The organism is Rahnella sp. PD4 (genome assembly GCF_049199325.1).
Classification (GTDB): Bacteria; Pseudomonadota; Gammaproteobacteria; order Enterobacterales; family Enterobacteriaceae; genus Rahnella; species Rahnella perminowiae.
In genome coordinates, this window is the sequence record NZ_JBLZQF010000002.1 from 190,132 (window position 1) to 206,920 (window position 16,789).

Annotated in this window: 17 protein-coding genes; 10 read left to right on the forward strand and 7 right to left on the reverse strand. The window is 53.0% G+C overall.

Annotated elements, in window-relative coordinates:
- Position 1: 1 nt before the first annotated feature.
- From ACOZIO_RS05620 to ACOZIO_RS05630, 3 genes are all read right to left on the reverse strand, one after another.
- The gene (locus ACOZIO_RS05620; protein WP_165383722.1) at positions 2-688 is read right to left on the reverse strand and encodes a response regulator; all 687 of its coding nucleotides are present in this window, start codon (positions 686-688) and stop codon (positions 2-4) included.
- A complete protein-coding gene (locus ACOZIO_RS05625; protein ID WP_129952578.1) occupies positions 688-2,346 on the reverse strand; it encodes an ATP-binding protein in 1,659 nt (552 codons plus the stop codon). The genes ACOZIO_RS05620 and ACOZIO_RS05625 overlap by 1 nt, the downstream gene beginning before the upstream one ends.
- 83 nt (positions 2,347-2,429) lie before the next feature.
- Positions 2,430-2,606, reverse strand: a complete 177-nt coding sequence (locus tag ACOZIO_RS05630) for a hypothetical protein (RefSeq protein ID WP_421595065.1) — start codon at positions 2,604-2,606, stop codon at positions 2,430-2,432.
- A gap of 109 nt (positions 2,607-2,715) precedes the next feature.
- Here ACOZIO_RS05630 and ACOZIO_RS05635 point away from each other — a divergent pair, with 109 nt between their 5' ends.
- The 9 genes from ACOZIO_RS05635 (at position 2,716) to ACOZIO_RS05675 (ending at position 10,822) form a co-directional block, all read left to right on the forward strand.
- Positions 2,716-4,080, forward strand: a complete 1,365-nt coding sequence (locus ACOZIO_RS05635) for a 2-hydroxycarboxylate transporter family protein (protein WP_129991164.1) — start codon at positions 2,716-2,718, stop codon at positions 4,078-4,080.
- Between the two features lie 36 nt (positions 4,081-4,116).
- Positions 4,117-5,004, forward strand: coding sequence for a fumarylacetoacetate hydrolase family protein (locus ACOZIO_RS05640; protein WP_129952576.1), 888 nt, complete (start codon positions 4,117-4,119; stop codon positions 5,002-5,004).
- Positions 5,005-5,090: 86 nt separating this feature from the next.
- Positions 5,091-6,185, forward strand: coding sequence for a [citrate (pro-3S)-lyase] ligase (citC, locus tag ACOZIO_RS05645; protein ID WP_129991165.1), 1,095 nt, complete (start codon positions 5,091-5,093; stop codon positions 6,183-6,185).
- 15 nt (positions 6,186-6,200) lie between these two features.
- Complete coding sequence (citD, locus tag ACOZIO_RS05650; protein WP_129991166.1) at positions 6,201-6,491, forward strand: citrate lyase acyl carrier protein; 291 nt, start codon at positions 6,201-6,203, stop codon at positions 6,489-6,491.
- Positions 6,488-7,363 carry a citrate (pro-3S)-lyase subunit beta gene (gene citE, locus ACOZIO_RS05655; protein ID WP_129952573.1) on the forward strand — a complete coding sequence of 292 codons (876 nt, stop codon included), beginning with the start codon at positions 6,488-6,490 and terminating at the stop codon, positions 7,361-7,363. The genes citD and citE overlap by 4 nt, the downstream gene beginning before the upstream one ends.
- Positions 7,364-7,393: 30 nt before the next feature.
- Complete coding sequence (gene citF / locus ACOZIO_RS05660) at positions 7,394-8,920, forward strand: citrate lyase subunit alpha (RefSeq protein ID WP_129952572.1); 1,527 nt, start codon at positions 7,394-7,396, stop codon at positions 8,918-8,920.
- Positions 8,921-9,460 (forward strand): citrate lyase holo-[acyl-carrier protein] synthase, encoded by a 540-nt coding sequence (gene citX / locus ACOZIO_RS05665; RefSeq protein WP_129952571.1) that lies wholly within the window; start codon positions 8,921-8,923, stop codon positions 9,458-9,460.
- Positions 9,438-10,277 carry a triphosphoribosyl-dephospho-CoA synthase CitG gene (citG, locus tag ACOZIO_RS05670; protein ID WP_421595067.1) on the forward strand — a complete coding sequence of 280 codons (840 nt, stop codon included), beginning with the start codon at positions 9,438-9,440 and terminating at the stop codon, positions 10,275-10,277. The genes citX and citG overlap by 23 nt, the downstream gene beginning before the upstream one ends.
- Positions 10,274-10,822: an RBBP9/YdeN family alpha/beta hydrolase gene (locus ACOZIO_RS05675; RefSeq protein WP_129952569.1), complete on the forward strand. Its 549-nt coding sequence runs from the start codon at positions 10,274-10,276 to the stop codon at positions 10,820-10,822. The genes citG and ACOZIO_RS05675 overlap by 4 nt, the downstream gene beginning before the upstream one ends.
- 27 nt (positions 10,823-10,849) lie before the next feature.
- On the opposite strand, the gene ACOZIO_RS05680 is transcribed toward ACOZIO_RS05675, so the two are convergent.
- Together ACOZIO_RS05680 and ACOZIO_RS05685 are read right to left on the reverse strand one after the other, a co-directional pair.
- A complete protein-coding gene (locus ACOZIO_RS05680) occupies positions 10,850-11,326 on the reverse strand; it encodes a DUF805 domain-containing protein (protein WP_129952568.1) in 477 nt (158 codons plus the stop codon).
- Positions 11,327-11,400: 74 nt separating this feature from the next.
- Positions 11,401-12,471, reverse strand: a complete 1,071-nt coding sequence (locus ACOZIO_RS05685) for a LacI family DNA-binding transcriptional regulator (RefSeq protein WP_129952567.1) — start codon at positions 12,469-12,471, stop codon at positions 11,401-11,403.
- 277 nt (positions 12,472-12,748) lie between these two features.
- Between ACOZIO_RS05685 and ACOZIO_RS05690 the strand changes: the two genes are divergently transcribed.
- Positions 12,749-14,005 carry a maltoporin gene (locus tag ACOZIO_RS05690; RefSeq protein ID WP_129952566.1) on the forward strand — a complete coding sequence of 419 codons (1,257 nt, stop codon included), beginning with the start codon at positions 12,749-12,751 and terminating at the stop codon, positions 14,003-14,005.
- 316 nt (positions 14,006-14,321) lie between these two features.
- Here ACOZIO_RS05690 and ACOZIO_RS05695 read toward each other — a convergent pair whose 3' ends face one another.
- Complete coding sequence (locus ACOZIO_RS05695; RefSeq protein WP_129952565.1) at positions 14,322-14,639, reverse strand: glucose PTS transporter subunit EIIB; 318 nt, start codon at positions 14,637-14,639, stop codon at positions 14,322-14,324.
- Between the two features lie 80 nt (positions 14,640-14,719).
- The gene (locus tag ACOZIO_RS05700) at positions 14,720-16,789 is read right to left on the reverse strand and encodes a beta-galactosidase (RefSeq protein WP_217159236.1); all 2,070 of its coding nucleotides are present in this window, start codon (positions 16,787-16,789) and stop codon (positions 14,720-14,722) included.

Here is a 16,789-nt window from a genome sequence, read left to right on the forward strand (position 1 = left end):
ATTATGCCCGCCGGTACATCCGGCGGGGATGGCCGATTTTCCCGTACAGCATTTCGACTTTTAAATCCCCTTTTTGCACACAGTGTTCGAGATAGCGGCGGGCGGTGGTTTTACTCAACCTCGTTTCGCTGACCACCTCATCGACTGAGTAACAGCGTCCGGCATTCTGCATAAAGATGCCTTCCACCAGGTTCAGCGTATTTTCCTCGATACCTTTATTGCCCGCTCTCGGCGTAAAATCCTTCGCCTGTAGCTGATAAAGACTGTCTACGTTTTGCTGATCCACCACTTTCCATGTCCGCTGGGTCTGGCTGAACTGGATAAAGCGATCCAGCGATTGTTGCAGCCGGTTCCACGAAACCGGTTTGAGGATATAATCAAACGCACCACAGCGGATAGCCTGACTGCAGGTAGTCATATCGCTGGCGGCAGTGATAAAAATTACCGAACAGTGCGTTTTCTTCAGCAGGTCATCCTCTATCAATGAAATTCCCTGTCCGTCAGGCAAATAGTTATCCAGCAACAGCAATTGCGGATGCTTTTCCTCGATAAGCACTTTTGCTTCATGCAGCGTGGTGGCCCTGCCTACCAGCCGCAACCAGCGATGATTATCAATCAGCTCGGCATACAGTTGTGCCAGCTGGCTTTCATCTTCAACAATCATTACGTCAATCATTTCAGCTTGCATCATTTGCTCTCTTCCAGTGCTTCTGGACGGGGATTTACCGGCATAAAGCCACTTTGTTCTTCAGGGCGGTGGTGTGGAATAAAAACCGAAAAAACAGCGCCAGTTGGCGGATTGTCAGATACTTCAATAGTGCCACCAGCATGGCTGACATAGCTGGCAACCAGATGCAGGCCCAGACCGTGATCGCCTTGTGTTTTGGATGTCACCCCCAGCGAAAAAATCTGCCCGCGCCGCTCCGGCGCTATCCCGATGCCATGGTCAGCGACTTCAATCACCAGATCATCTGCGCCGGAAACGACATACACGTCTACCGGCCCGGCTTCATTGCCGCGCAGTAATGTGGCTTCGATGGCGTTATCCAGCAGATTGCCAATGATCGACATCAGTTCGGTTTCACTGAGCGCGGCAGGCAGATGCGTTAACTCACAGGCGGGATCAAATTTTAGCTCAACGCCTTTTTCCCGTGCACGGGCATATTTCCCGAGTAACAGACCGCATAATTTTGGTGAGCAAAATCGCGCCGAAACGAAATCCAGCAATTCCTGCGCACTTTCAGACTGAGCTTCGATATAGCGGATCGCCTCGTCGTAACGTCCCATATGCAGGAGCCCGGCGAGTGTTGCCGTCCAGTTGAGCTGTTCGTGGCGTATCACCCGCAGGTTATCGGCATAACGCTGCACCTGGCTCAGCTGGATGCTGAGCCGGTCGATATCGCTGCAATCCCGAAAAGTGATCACCCACCCCTGGAGCTGGTCTTCCAGCATGATCCGTACCCGGCTGGCGATCACTGTCAGGTTGTTGAACAGGCAGATTTCATCGTGAATATCTTTTTCCAGCATAACCTGCGGATCAAAGAAACTGACCGGCGCAATCACCTGCCCGAGCGGCTGACCTCGCAGTTCACGGGACGGCACGTCAAGACTGAGCAATTTTTTGGCCGCCTGGTTGATGACCGCGACCCGCAACTGCGCATCAATAGCGATCACACCTTCGTAAATCGATTCCATCAGCGCCTTTTGCTGACGCACCAGCAGACCTATTTCACGGGGCTCCAGCGAAAACATCTGCCGTTTAATCGAACGTGAAAAAAACCATGAGAAGGTAAACAACGCCAGCAGCAAGGTGGCGGCGGCCAGCAAAATACGGATGACTTTTTCGATAGTCAGGTTATTGATGTGGCTGGTGAGATACCCCACAGAAACGATACCGACCACGTTGCCTTGCCCGTTGATGATCGGTGCCTTACTGCGCAACGATAAGCCGATACCTCCCAGCCGGATGGTGGTGGTGCTTCTGCCCGCCAGCACATCCCCGTTGTCTCCCCCGACCAGCATTTTCCCCACACGGTCAGCATAAATCGAATGAAACAGATGTATTGCTTTACCATCGCCTATCACCATGTAACTGGCATCACTGCGTGCAGAAATACTCATCATTAAATGATTAATAGCCGGAACATCCTTATTTTCAACGGCGGTAATTAATGAAGGAATAAGTGCAATTTCCTCTGCCTGAACTTTTGCACGAGTACCCATATCTTCATATAACTGACGTTCTATATCATAATAGTAATAAATGCCCGCTATCGAAAAAAGTGTCATAAATAGCATGACAAGATAAATGAATAGCTTTATCTGAAAAGAAGGCCGAAACCGCATCGGGAAACCTATAACCAGACAGTGATATTAATAGAAAGTGCAAAGATATTATCACGCCCCGGTATTTGCGTCAGCGTGAAGGATTAAAGTTGCGAGGCATGCCGCATAACATCATCAGGCGCGTCAGGGCCTGGGCGGCTAACCCCATAATTCACAACAGCTATTTCACCATAAATTAACAGTAATATTATAATTGCAAATAACACCATAAAAACCACGAAAATAATAGCGGCCTGAGTTTTTAAATTAATTAAAACCATAAAAACCTTTCACTCCTTTAAAACACCTTTTCTAATTTGCGGCACCTCACATATTACCGGTCAGCATTACTCTTATACTCCCTGCACAAATTGACACAGGGGATTCATAATGAGTACAACTGACGACACCTATTCTGTTACTGCGGGATCTTCCTGCGTTAAACAGCTCTCATTAAAAGAAAAATGGTGGCACATTCTCGATACCTGGAAAATCGGCATTATTCCGTTACCGCTGTTCGCCATGGCGGGGCTACTTATCGCAATAGATTGTCTTGACGGCAAACTGCCGAGCGACATCGTGGTGATGGTCGCCACGTTAGCGTTCTTTGGGTTTGCCTGTGGCGAGTTCGGCAAGCGTCTGCCTTTTATCGGCAAGATGGGCGCTGCGGCGATTTGCGCCACGTTCATTCCTTCCGCGCTGGTCTATTACGGCCTGCTGCCGGATGTTGTGGTGGAGTCCACCACCAAGTTCTACAAAAGCACCAATATTCTGTATCTCTACATCTGCTGCATTATCGTGGGCAGCATCATGAGCATGGATCGCAAAGTGCTGATCCAGGGGTTCATGCGTATTTTCTTCCCAATGTTGTGCGGCGAAGTGGTTGGCATGCTGGTCGGGATGGGGGTCGGTCTGGCGCTGGGCATGGAACCTTTTCAGATTTTCTTCTTCCTGATCTTACCGATCATGGCCGGTGGCGTGGGTGAAGGTGCCATCCCGCTGTCCATTGGTTACGCAACCTTATTACACATGGACCAGGGTGTGGCGCTGGGTCGCATCCTGCCTATCGTGATGCTGGGCAGCCTGACGGCTATCGTGATCTCCGGTTCTCTCAATCAGCTAGGTAAACGCTATCCACACCTCACCGGCGAAGGTCAGCTGATGCCGTCTGCTAAAAATGCCACAACGGAAAGCAACACGCCGACAGTGGCTGGCGGTAAAACCGATGTCACGACCATTGCCTCAGGTGCATTACTGGCCGTTCTGCTTTATATGGTGGGCATGCTGTTACACAAGCTGATTGGTCTTCCTGCACCGGTCGGGATGCTGTTTGCGGCTGTTGGCCTGAAACTGGCGCACGGCGTTTCTCCCCGCCTGCTCGAAGGTTCTCAGGTGGTGTACAAATTCTTCCAGACTTCCGTCACTTACCCGATTTTGTTCGCCGTCGGCGTCGCCATCACACCGTGGAATGAACTGGTTGCCGCATTCACGATTTCTAATCTGCTGGTCATTGTCAGCACTGTTGCAGCGCTGGTCACCACCGGCTTTTTCGTCGGCAAGAAAATTGGCATGCACCCGATTGATGTCGCCATCGTTTCCTGCTGCCAGAGTGGCCAGGGCGGTACCGGTGATGTCGCCATTCTGACTGCCGGTAACCGCATGCAACTGATGCCATTTGCCCAAATAGCCACACGTATTGGCGGGGCCATTAATGTCTCGGTTGCCCTGCTGGTGCTCGGCAACTTCCTCGTCTGATGCCGCGCTAACTCTTTTTTAATTCAGGATATTTTTATGAAACTGGCAAGTTATCTTTATCAGGGGCGCAAGTCCTACGGCATCGCAACCGGGCACGGCATGATCGACCTTGGTCGCCATCTCGGTCAGCGTTATCCGGACCTCAAAGCTCTGCTGGCAGGCAATGCACTGGCACAGGCTCAGGCGCTGGCGACCCTGCCCGCAGATGTGGATATCGACGATCTGACTTTTCTGCCGGTCATCCAGAATCCGGAAAAAATTCTCTGTGTTGGTATGAACTACGCCGAAAAACGCAAAGAATTTGACCAGCATAATCCGGCACCGACATTGTTCGTCCGCTTTGCTGATTCACAAACCGGCCACGCTTCTCCCGTCATCAAACCGAGCCGTTCTGTCGAATTTGATTACGAAGGTGAACTGGCAGTGATTATCGGTTCTGCCGGGGAAAATATTTCCCGCGAAAACGCCCTGGCGCACGTCGCCGGCTACAGCTGCTATATGGACGGTTCCGCCCGCGACTGGCAGCACACCTGGTTTACCGCCGGTAAAAACTGGCCACAGACCGGTGCGTTCGGGCCGTGGATGACCACGGCCGATGAGATCCCAGACCCGCACACACTGGCAATCCGCACCTGGCTGAACGGTCACATGGTGCAGGACGACAACACCCGCAGCATGATCCACAACGTTGCCGAACTGATTGAGTACATCAGCACCTTTACCTCACTGAGTGCCGGTGACGTGATCATTACCGGTTCGCCAGGTGGGGTAGGTAAAAAGCGCGTACCGCCGCTGTTTATGAAACCCGGCGATCGCATCGAAGTAGAAATTGAAAAGATTGGTCATCTCAGCAATGTGATTGTTGCGGCAGAAACCAAGGTTGCCGCCGGCCGTCAGGTGAGCCATGCCCGGGCGGCTCACTAACCTCTTAAAACCAACTGACCTGGCCGGGCATTCAGCCCGGCGTTTTAAACATTGCGTCGACTTACACCAGACATCAGGAATGCATTATGTTCAGCCGTGACGAACCCGACTTTTATGTCATCTCTGTCAGCCAGCCACCGAAAGGCATGCTGGAGGATATCCGCGCCTTGTTGCAACAAAGCCAGTTAGGTATGGATGACGACATAGAGCAGTTCGTGGTGGCCTGCTCGGGCCGCCGGCTGGTCGGATGCGCAGGTCTGGTCAGCAACATTATCAAATGCGTTGCCGTGGCTGCCGACTGGCGCGGCGAAAACCTCAGCGCCAGATTGCTGGGTGAAGTGGAAAATCTGGCGGTATCTGGCGGAAAATTCCATTTATTTCTGTACACCCGGCCGTCAAATCGGGAGCGCTTTCGTGGCTGCGGGTTTTACCCGCTGGTCCAGTGGGACGACGTCGCCGTGCTGATGGAAAACACACCCGTGGGCATCAGTCAGTACTGCTGCGGTTTACAGCGCCATTATCATCATGGCCAGCGCATCGGTGCGGTGGTGATGAACGCCAACCCGTTCACTCTCGGGCATCGCTTTCTCACCGAACAGGCGGCAGCAACCTGCGACTGGCTGCATGTCTTTGTGGTAAGCGAAGACGTGTCGTATTTCCCGTTTCAGGAACGTCTTGAAATGGTCCGTATGGGGGTCGCGGACCTGCCCAACGTGACGGTGCATGTCGGTTCTGAATACCTAATCTCCCGCGCAACCTTTCCCGGCTATTTCCTCAAGGATGCGGGGCTGGTGAATCAGGCGTGGAGCGTGATGGATTTGCTGATTTTCCGTCAGTACATCGCCCCGGCATTAGGGATTACGCATCGTTTTGTGGGCAGCGAACCTTTCTGTCCGGTGACTCATCAGTACAACTGCGACATGCATGACTGGCTGGAAGCACCTGCCCGCCTGGCGTCGCAACCGCTGAAGGTGACTGAGTTGCCCCGCAAACGTCATGCCAGCGGCAGGGCAATTTCGGCATCTGAAGTGCGTGCGCTGCTCCGGACGCATCAGTTACCGCGTATCCGCGACATTGTTCCGCCCAGTACTTACGCCCACCTTGAGCAACATTATTCCGCCACTGCGCCCGCGGATCCGGTGCATGGCGATGTTCTTATTATTTCACCCTCACTTTGTTAACAGCAGGAAAAACCCATGAAAATTGTGAAGGAGGCGCTGGCAGGAACGGTTGAATCCAGCGATTTACTGGTAAAAATCGCCCCGGCCAGTGAGCTGAATGTGGTGATCAGCAGTGAAGTCGCCAAACAGTTTGGCGATCAGATCCGCCGTGTCGTGAATGACACCCTGAATACACTCGGTGTTATCGCGGGTCTGGTGATTATTGAAGACAAAGGTGCACTGGATTGCGTCATTCGTGCCCGGGTACAAAGTGCAGTACTGCGTGCGGCACAGGCTGAAGAGATTAACTGGGAGATGTTACGATGAAAAAACTCCGCCGCAGCATGCTGTTCCTGCCGGGGGCCAGTGCCGCCATGTTATCCACGGCATTCATTTATCGCCCTGACTCCATCATGTTTGATCTCGAAGATGCCGTTTCACTGCGTGAGAAAGACACGGCACGCATTTTAGTTTTCCATGCGCTTTCACACCCGATGTATCGCGATATCGAAACCGTAGTGCGTATCAACCCGCTCAGTACACCGTTTGGCCTTAAAGATTTGGAGGCCGTGGTACGGGCGGGTGCGGATGTGGTGCGCTTACCCAAAACCGATACGCCGGACGATATTTTTGAGCTGGAAGCGCATATCGAACGCATCGAGAAGGCCTGCGGGCGCGAAGTCGGTTCCACCAAAGTGATGGCCGCCATCGAATCAGCTATTGGTGTAATCAATGCCGTGGCGATCGCCCGCTGTTCGCCGCGTCTGATCGGCATTGCGCTGGCGGCTTTCGATTATGTGATGGATATGCAAACCGAGCGCGGCGACGGCACCGAACTGTTTTATGCCCGCTGCGCCGTGCTACACGCGGCACGTGCCGCCGGAATTGACGCCTTCGACGTGGTGTATTCCGACATTAATGATGAGGCCGGTTTCCTGCGTGAAGTGGAGCTGATCCGCAAAATGGGCTTTAACGGCAAATCCCTGATCAATCCGCGACAGATTGAGCTGTTACACAACGCTTACGCGCCGACGCAGGAAGATGTGGACTATGCGCACCGGGTGATTGCCGCCGCAGAAGAAGGCGAGCGCAACGGGCTGGGCGTGATTTCGCTCAACGGCAAGATGATCGATGGCCCGATCATCAACCATGCGCAGGTGGTACTTGAACGCGCCAGCGCATCCGGTATCCGTCGCTAGCCTTTAATTTTGTACAGGAATATCAAGCTAATGAGTCATTTAACTGAAACTTTGCACAGTCTTTATCCGCAGCTCAGACATCTGGTTGCCTTTGACGGTGCGCACCGTAATACGCCATATCTTTCCGATCCTGATGCCCGTCTGCATCGTAAATTATGCGATTCACTGGAACAGGCGATTGCGCGCAGCGGCCTGAAAGATGGCATGACCATTTCCTTCCACCATGCTTTCCGTGAAGGTGATCAGGTTATTAATAATGTCGTCGCCACGCTGGCAAAACTCGGCTTTAAAAACCTCACGCTGGCATCCAGTTCACTGATGACCTGTAATGATGCGCTGATCGAACATATCCGCCACGGTGTCATCACCCAAATCTATACCTCGGGGATGCGTGGCAAACTGGCCGATGCCATTTCTCACGGGCTGATGGACCAACCGGTACAAATCCACTCGCACGGTGGTCGGGTTAAATTATTGCAGGACGGCGAACTGAACATTGATGTCGCATTCCTTGGCGTGCCGTGCAGCGATGAATTCGGCAATGCCAATGGTACACAGGGTAAATCCTGCTGTGGTTCGCTGGGCTACGCCATGGTGGATGCGCAATTCGCCAGAACCGTGGTGCTGCTGGCCGAAGAATTAGTGCCCTTCCCTAATATGCCCGCCAGCCTGGTACAGGATCAGGTGGATTACATCGTTAAAGTCGATCAGGTCGGTGATCCGGCGAAAATCAGCGTCGGCGCTGCCCGTGTCACCAGTAATCCGCGTGAACTGATGATCGCCCGTACGGCGGCTGAAGTCATTGAATACTCGGGTTATTTCAAACCGGGATTTTCGATGCAAACCGGTTCCGGCGCGGCGGCCACGGCCTGCACCCGTTTCATGGAAGAGAAAATGGAACGCCACCAGATCACCGCCCGTTTTGCCCTCGGAGGCATCACCGGCAGTCTGGTGGATTTGCATGAAAAAGGTCTGATTCAAACGCTGCTGGATACGCAATGTTTCGACGGTCAGGCGGCGGCGTCACTTAGCCGTAACCCGCAGCACATCGAGATATCCACCAACGTTTATGCTAATCCGGGTGCAAAGGCCGCGAGCTGCGACCAGCTGGATATCGTCATTCTGAGCGCGCTGGAAATCGATACCGGTTTTAACGTTAATGTCATCACCGGTTCCGACGGTGTCATGCGTGGCGCGTCCGGCGGTCATTGCGATGTTGCCAGTGCGGCCAATCTGACCATTGTCGTCGCGCCTTTATTGCGCAGCCGAATTCCGACGGTGGTGCGCCGCGTCACCACCCGTGTAACGCCGGGGGAAAGCATCGATGTGCTGGTGACTGATCATGGCATCGCTGTCAACCCGGCACGTCCGGAAATCCGGCAGCGACTGGAGGAGGCGGGTCTGAAAATCATGGACATCGAGGCGTTGTATCAGCGGGCGATTTCCCTGACCGGCGAACCGAAACCGATTGAATTCACTGACCGCATCGTGGGTGTTATCCGCTATCGCGACGGCAGTGTCATTGACGTGGTTCATCAGGTAAAAGAGGACGCATAAATGACCATCATGACGCCTGCTGATGCAGGCGTCAGCCTTGAGGATTTGCTGGCAGCAAAGGAACTGCGGGCCAAACGGCAAACCCACTGGCTGACTCAATTCTCGCAACCGCTGATTTCACTCACGCTGGTAACGCCGGGGCCGGTGAAAGACTCTGTCGTGTATCGTCAGGTTATGCGTGAGGCATTGCAACGTGCCGAAGTCATGTTGCTGCAACATGGCTGGCCGGTACTGAAACAACAGGTCTTCTGGCTGCCCACCGGTGCGGAAGCGTTCTGGTGCGTGAAACATCCTGCGCCGGAAGTGAAAGCGGCTACGGTTGAACTGGAACAATCACATATCCTCGGGCGTTTATGGGATTTCGATGTGATCTGCCCGCAGGCGGGCATTGTGGGCCGCCGTTCGCTCGACAATGCCAGCCGCCGCTGTCTGATTTGCGATGGCCCCGCCCATGCCTGTGCCCGTTCGCGCCAGCACCCGCTACCGGAAGTTATCGCCAAAGTGGAGGCACTGATTGATGGCTGGCACCGTATGCTCTGAACATCCTGTCTCTACTGACATTGCCGCACTGGCAGCCGAAGCGTTGCGCCGTGAAGTCTGGCTGACCCCCAAACCGGGGCTGGTGGACAGTGCCAACAACGGCTCGCACAGCGACATGGATTTGCCCCTGTTTCTGCGCAGCATTGATGCCATCACGCCCTGGCTCCATCAGTTTTTTACTCTTGGTCAGCAGGATTTTCTGCAACCCTTACAGGGGATGCTGATGCGCATCCGTCCGACCGGACTGGCCTGTGAGCAGGCGATGTTCGGCGCAACACAGGGGATTAATACCCACAAAGGCGGCATCTTCTCGCTCGGGTTATTGTGCACCGCCGCAGGCAGACTGATCGGACAACGCCGGTTGCTGACCCGCAACCGCTTATGTGCTGAAGTGGCCGCCATGACGCAAGGGTTGGTTGAGCGCGAATTACAACACTGCCGCCAGCCGGTGTCGGCGGGTGAACGGCTGTTTGTGGCACACGGGATGACCGGTGCCCGGGGCGAGGTACAGAGCGGATTCCTCACTTTGCGTCGCCACGTTTTTCCATACTGGTATCAGGAAAGCCATTCTGAACGCCGCAGCCTTAATGCTTTGCTGCGCCTGATGGCCTATAACCCCGACACCAATCTGGTGGCACGCGGCGGCCTCAGCGGATTACGTTTCGTACAGGATTATGCCCGCCGGTTACTGAACACAGGCTGGCAGACGGAGGATTTACAGCAGATGGACAACGCCCTGATAGCCCGTCATCTCAGCCCCGGAGGCAGTGCGGATTTGCTGGCAATTGCCATCGTGCTGATGGCTTTCCCACAATGAGCCCGGTGCCTGAAATAACCCGCATGCTGGTTCCCGGATTGCGTGACAGCGAAGCCGGGCACTGGCAAAGCCGCTGGCATGAACAATATCCCCACTGGCTGCGCATAAAGCAGCGCAACTGGGCGCAGGTTGATCTTGAAGGCTGGATTACTGCCATTGACCGTGAGCAGAAAAAGGCCCCTTCCCCGCTGCTGCTGATCGGCCACAGTTTTGGCGCGCTCGCAAGCCTGGTGTGGGCGAACCGTCATCCGCAACTCACGGCGGGTGTGATGCTGGTCGCTCCTGCCGAGCCCATGCGGTTCGGGCTCAATGATGACATTCTTCCTGTACCGCTGGCCGTACCGGGGCTGCTGGTCGCCAGCCATACCGATCCGTTGCTGACCTTTACCCGGGCAGAGTTTTGGGCGCAGACGTGGCGCTGCGAACTGGCAGATATCGGGGAGGCCGGACATATCAATGTGGAATCAGGGTTCGGCGACTGGCCGTGGGGGCTGACGAAACTGGAGGTATTTGCCGCGCAACTGGCGGCAAACTTATCGGACTAAATGCGCGACAGGGTGTTCAGTAGTGCATTACTCAACAATGCGGGATTGTGTTTGCGGCGCAGGCCTGGATTTCTGACAGCACAGGAAAATCATGACCAGCAGCGGGATCCAGCCCAGTACAATACCCAACGTGATTTTCATCCACACATAGGTTTCCGGCGAGGCGTACTGCATCAGGATGGTATTCAGCAGGCGCGAAACAATACCTGCCAGATAAACACCGCCAAACCACCAGCCGGAGCGGTTGATGTCGTGCATACGCCGGATCCCGACCGCGAGAAGCGGTAATGCCGTCGCCAGGGCAAACAAAGTATAAGCAACCCCGGCGTAAAAAATGCTGTAAGGATTCCCCGCCAGCGCGAACAGGAATGAAACGCCCATGGTCAGCAAAATAATAATCAGCAAATTACCCAGCGCAAATGTCCAGAACTCCTTGCGGGTCGCGCAGCCACGGAAATCTACATACTTTTTCCAGCCCTGCAAATAACACTGCCATAACGTCATTTCATCACATCCTTTTGCCTGTTCATCTGATATTTCAATGGGTTTTTTAATAGGTAAAGAATTAAAGCGTTTTCTTACTGCCCCCGCAACTGCTGCGCCAGAATATTGAGCTGATCGGCTATCAGGTTGAGATCTTTCTCCTGCTGCCCCGGCGCACGGGTGGAATTACGCACCACCAGCTTCGCAGGCAGAATTTTCGATGACATCGTCTCAGGGTTTTCGGCCAGCAAATGTTCAACCGCCTCTTTGCTCTGCAAATCGAGATCCAGTGAGACGGTGGTCAGTGCCGGATGAAAGAAAGCGCTGTCGTAGGTGTCATCGTATCCGATGATCGACACATGCTGCGGGATGGCCACATTGTGCTGATGAAGCGCACTGATGACGCCAAGCGCCATCTGGTCATTTCCCACCAGCATGGCGGTGAATTGCGGAGTTTCACGCAAAATCTGCAACGCGCTGTAATAACCGCTTTTTGCACTCCAGTCGCCGTGAATAACCGTCACCGGCTGAATGCCCTTCTCTGCCAGCGTTTCCTGCCAGCTTTCCAGACGTAAACGGGAAGAGACAGAATCCTCCGGTCCCGCCAGCAAGGCAAATTCACGGTGCCCTAAATCATGCAGATATTCCACGCTGGCGCGTGAACCGTCAGCCGGATTAAAGCAGACATTAAACACCGGGCTGGTGGGATCGACGTCAAGAAAAAGACACAGGATGTCGCGGTTATTTTCATAAATCCGTCCCGCCTCGGCGCTTTCCAGCGGAATGTTGATGATGACACGCTCAACACGTTGTGATTTCAGTTCATTAATCGAGTCCTGAATGCTCTGGTTGACGTCTCCGTCAATCATTGAAATCAGTACCTGATACCCGGCCTGATGTGCATATTTCTTCACTGACGCGGCAATTTGCGAAGGCGCGTGTAGCGCCAGTGACGTCGTGACAAGTCCGATGGTAAAACTCTGCTTCCCCACCAGTTGCTGTGCCAGCCGGTTCGGCACATAGCGCAAAACTTCAATGGCCTGTTCAACTTTCAGACGCGTGGCATCTGAGACATTGGCCGATTTGTTTAACACCCGCGAAACCGTCTGATACGAAACACCGGCATAGCGGGCAACATCCTCTAATGTCGAACTTTTTGATTTCATTCTTTCCCCAGACCGCAACCCGTGATTTTGCTCAATCCTATGATAATCGAGCCAACGTACGGGATCTCATTTAAAAGTTCAATCCGGGTGACCGGTAATGCATAAGTTATACGTTAACATTGAATATATTCGTGATTTATATCACTCACGATTTATCAATAATCCATAACTTGTAGACATATATCACATTTCACAATATGTAAAATTGATCATTATTGTTTCTGGGTATCTTATAGATTCCGTAAATGTGAACGTCATACAATCATAAGGAAAAAAAATGAAACACAACTTACGCACTCTGGCTGTGGCGGTTTCCCTCGCCATCACAGCGGGCCCTGCCGTGGCAAATGATATTGATTTTCATGGATATCTGCGTTCGGGCGTGGGGGTTTCTGGCGGTGGCAGTCTGGAACAATTCCAGAAAAATAAAGTCGGGCGTCTGGGCAACGAAGATGACACCTACGGCGAAATTGAACTGGGCAGCGAAGTTTACAAGAAAGATGACGTGAGTTTTTACGTCGACTCCATGGTCAGTATGGTGTCTGACGGCTCTAATGATGATGAAAACACCTTAAATGACGATGCACAGTTCGGCCTGCGCCAGTTGAATCTGCAAATCAAAGGGCTGGTCCCCTGGGATAAAGATGCCGTGATCTGGGGCGGTAAACGTTATTACCAGCGTCATGATTTACACATCATCGATACCAAATACTGGAACATTTCCGGTGCCGGTGCCGGTATTGAAAATCTTAAAATGGGCGAAGGCGCGCTTTCTCTGGCGTGGATCCGTGGCGATGCCAATGACGTAGATTACCGCGTGGACGGTAATAATGATGTGAACATCAACTACATCGACGTGCGTTATGCCGGAATTAAACCCTGGAGCGGTGCGTGGATGGAAATCGGTGCCGACTACGCCATGCCAAATCTGTCGCATGACCAGAAAGAGTACGGCGGCCTGTATGATGCGGATAACGGCGTGATGCTGACCGGTGAAATCAGCCAGGACATGTGGGGCGGCTATAACAAACTGGTATTGCAGTACGCGAATAAAGGTCTGGCGCAGAACATGATTTCACAGGGCGGCGGCTGGTACGATATGTGGAACTATACCAATGATGCCACCGGTTATCGCGGCATCATCACCGGTCTTATCCCGATCACCAGTAAGTTCAGCCTTAACCATGTGCTGACCTACGGCCACGCAGAAAACATCACTGATTACACCGATACGACTGAACTGGTTTCTCTGGTGGGACGTGCGCAATATCAGTGGACTGATTATGTACGCACCATCGGTGAAGTCGGTACGTTCTACCAGAAAGATGATTACAAGACCGGGGCGAGTTACAAACAAGGCGGTCAAAAATATACACTGGCGATGGGGCTGGCAGCCGGGCCGGAGTTTATGTCACGTCCTGAACTGCGTGTGTTCGCGTCTTATCTGAATGATTCGGAGCATGGCGATACGTTTGATGATCATACCAAAGCGGATACGTGGAACTTTGGTGTTCAGGTCGAAGCCTGGTGGTGATTTTTTTCTTCCTTGAAGCTGCAACTGCATTAGCTACGTTTGCTCACCCGAATCACTGACATAAGTCAGCTCATCGGGACTCGCTCACTTGCTGCCTTGCTGCAACTCCAATGGATTTGAAAAAACAGGTGTTAATTATTAAAAAAATATCCTCATTGTAATAAAGCGACAGACAAAACTTAATTTCTCTTGTAGGGGATCGTTACGTTTTTTCTCCGCACAGCAGCATCATTATTATCATTTATAGAAAGCAGAAATAATAAAGGCAGCCTTGTGTCGGGCTGCCTTTATTTTTAGTGCGTTTACGTAAGAGAGATTAATTACTTTTTAAACCAAACTTCTCAGTCATTAATTTCTTCAGGCTGTCGGACTGCTTACCAAATATGGCATGCACTTCCTGACCGATGATTACCACGCCAATCGCGCCGGTCTGCTGGATAGCGCCGGAGTTCACCCGCCTGAGTTCTTTTACCGTCACCCGCAAACGGGTAATGCAGGCATCAACGTTAATAATATTATCGCGCCCGCCGAGTGCATCAATTAATAACGCCACATCAGTCGGTGGCGGGATCTCATTTTCAGGGCTTTTATTCTTCGCAGAGAATACATGCATAAAGTCTTTAATATTTACCATGATGAACACTCTCTTTCAGGAATGAAAAAAAACGTGCAACCGGAAAAACCTGATTGCACGTGGTTGTTAAAAATAAGAGTTTAAGAAATGGCAGATAAACGGCGCGACAGGATCTGACAACCGAATGCCGGCAGCGTCAGTTTGCGGGGTAATACACCGCCATGCACCATGTCGCGGTAATCATCCGGCAACGTCACCGTCTGACTGTCTGCGGCGTAGTTTTGCAGGAAGATAAATTCATTTTCGCCGTCTGTGCGACGTGCTGCGGTGACACCCTCCGGTAAATCCGTTTCTATCGCCCGCGGCAACTGCATTTCTTTCGCCAGCGCGGTATAAAAATCAGCATGGAATTGCTGATCGTTGCGCGAAGCCAGGTAATAGGCCTGGCCTTTGCCAAACAGATTCACGGTCACCGCCGGGGTTCCCGCGTAGAAATCCTCGCCATACGTTGCCAGTGCTGCCGCGCCTTCAAGATGAATCACTTCACACAATTTGCTGGCACGGTACGGACCGTTTAAGCCCAGCGCGTTGCCTTCGGTACCGCTGACACTGTTGTGCTGGTCATCAGTCAGGCTGTCGATTTCTTCCGCCCAGATCCCCAGCACCGGACGCAACGGCCCCGGGAACCCGCTGAGGAAACACAAATCTGTTTCGTTAACGATACCACTCCAGTAAGTTGCGACAAACCGGCCACCGGCCTGCACGAACGCGGTGATCCGCTCACCGACGCCTGCCCGCACCATATACAGCATCGGCGCAATCACCAGGTCGTAACCGGTTAAATCGCAGTCGGCGTTGATCACATCGACCGCAATGCCCTGCGACCACAGTGCGCGGTAATGTCCGGCGACGGTATTTTCATACTCCAGCCCTTCATTACGCGGCCCGAGGGAATCGTCCATCGCCCAGCGGCTTTCCCAGTCGAAGATAATCGCCACTCTGGCTTCTACGCGGCTGCCTGCCACCGGCGCCAGTGCGGATAAAATCCTGCCCAGTTCAGACACTTCGCGTCCGACGCGGGTATCAATATGCCCGACGTGATCAACCACCGCGCCGTGGAATTTCTCCGAAGAACCACGGCTTTTACGCCACTGGAAATACTGCACCGAATCCGAACCGTGCGCGACTGCCTGCAGGGAGGACAAAATGTGCATCCCCGGCTTTTTCAGTTTGCTAACCGGCTGCCAGTTGGTGAAACTCGGCGTCGATTCCATCAGCACAAAGGGTTTGCCCTGTTTCAGGGTACGCATCAGGTCGTGATACATCGCGGTATACGCCGCCAGACCAATATCGTCTTTGCGGGTGTGCCACATCGGATAACTGTCCCACGAGATAAAATCCAGCACACTGGCCAGTTTCCAGTAATCGTAATCGTAGAAATATTCCATGAAATTGGTGGTCGCCGGTAACGCCGGGTTCTCCGCTTTCAGCGGACGGATTTCCTCACTGTAAAAACGGGTCACCTGATCGGTATTAAAACGACGCCAGTCGAGATTCAGCCCATGAACGCCACTTTCGCCCTGTGGTGATGGTGATTCAATCTGCGCCCAGTCGGTATAAGTGTGGCTCCAGAAGGTGCTCCACCAGGCCTTATTCAGCGCATCCAGTGTGACATAACGGGCTTTCAGCCAGTCGCGGAAACGGGTCTGGCAAAAATCACAATGGCACTCGCCACCGTATTCGTTGGAAATATGCCAGCCGATGACGGCCGGATGATGTGCGTAGCGCTTCGCCAGCGCGCTGTTCATCACCTGAACTTTTTCGGCATACACCGGCGAACTCATGCAGTGATTATGACGTCCGCCATGCAGCGCTTTTACACGGTCGCGCCCCACACGCAGGACTTCCGGGTACTTTTGCGACATCCACGCAGGACGCGCCCCGCTTGGTGTGGCGAGAAATACCGAAATGCCGTTTTCGTGCAAACGATCCAGCACCTGATCCATCCAGCCAAACGTGAAATGGCCTTCTTCGGGTTCCAGCGCTGACCAGCTGAAAATTCCGACTGACATGACATTACAGCACGCCTCTTTCATCATTTCGACATCACGAATCAGGACATCGGGGCTCTCCAGCCACTGTTCCGGATTGTAATCCGCGCCATGTAACAGGCCGGAAATCTTACTGCTCAGAGGAGGAAATTTCGTCAT

Bases quoted from the DNA above. Each gene is read 5' to 3' on its own strand.
- ACOZIO_RS05620 (WP_165383722.1), bottom strand. From the start codon at position 688: ATGCAAGCTGAAATGATTGACGTAATGATTGTTGAAGATGAAAGCCAG.
- ACOZIO_RS05625 (WP_129952578.1), bottom strand. From the start codon at position 2,346: ATGCGGTTTCGGCCTTCTTTTCAGATAAAGCTATTCATTTATCTTGTC.
- ACOZIO_RS05630 (WP_421595065.1), bottom strand. From the start codon at position 2,606: ATGGTTTTAATTAATTTAAAAACTCAGGCCGCTATTATTTTCGTGGTT.
- ACOZIO_RS05635 (WP_129991164.1), top strand. From the start codon at position 2,716: ATGAGTACAACTGACGACACCTATTCTGTTACTGCGGGATCTTCCTGC.
- ACOZIO_RS05640 (WP_129952576.1), top strand. From the start codon at position 4,117: ATGAAACTGGCAAGTTATCTTTATCAGGGGCGCAAGTCCTACGGCATC.
- citC (WP_129991165.1), top strand. From the start codon at position 5,091: ATGTTCAGCCGTGACGAACCCGACTTTTATGTCATCTCTGTCAGCCAG.
- citD (WP_129991166.1), top strand. From the start codon at position 6,201: ATGAAAATTGTGAAGGAGGCGCTGGCAGGAACGGTTGAATCCAGCGAT.
- citE (WP_129952573.1), top strand. From the start codon at position 6,488: ATGAAAAAACTCCGCCGCAGCATGCTGTTCCTGCCGGGGGCCAGTGCC.
- citF (WP_129952572.1), top strand. From the start codon at position 7,394: ATGAGTCATTTAACTGAAACTTTGCACAGTCTTTATCCGCAGCTCAGA.
- citX (WP_129952571.1), top strand. From the start codon at position 8,921: ATGACCATCATGACGCCTGCTGATGCAGGCGTCAGCCTTGAGGATTTG.
- citG (WP_421595067.1), top strand. From the start codon at position 9,438: ATGGCTGGCACCGTATGCTCTGAACATCCTGTCTCTACTGACATTGCC.
- ACOZIO_RS05675 (WP_129952569.1), top strand. From the start codon at position 10,274: ATGAGCCCGGTGCCTGAAATAACCCGCATGCTGGTTCCCGGATTGCGT.
- ACOZIO_RS05680 (WP_129952568.1), bottom strand. From the start codon at position 11,326: ATGACGTTATGGCAGTGTTATTTGCAGGGCTGGAAAAAGTATGTAGAT.
- ACOZIO_RS05685 (WP_129952567.1), bottom strand. From the start codon at position 12,471: ATGAAATCAAAAAGTTCGACATTAGAGGATGTTGCCCGCTATGCCGGT.
- ACOZIO_RS05690 (WP_129952566.1), top strand. From the start codon at position 12,749: ATGAAACACAACTTACGCACTCTGGCTGTGGCGGTTTCCCTCGCCATC.
- ACOZIO_RS05695 (WP_129952565.1), bottom strand. From the start codon at position 14,639: ATGGTAAATATTAAAGACTTTATGCATGTATTCTCTGCGAAGAATAAA.
- ACOZIO_RS05700 (WP_217159236.1), bottom strand. From the start codon at position 16,789: ATGACGAAATTTCCTCCTCTGAGCAGTAAGATTTCCGGCCTGTTACAT.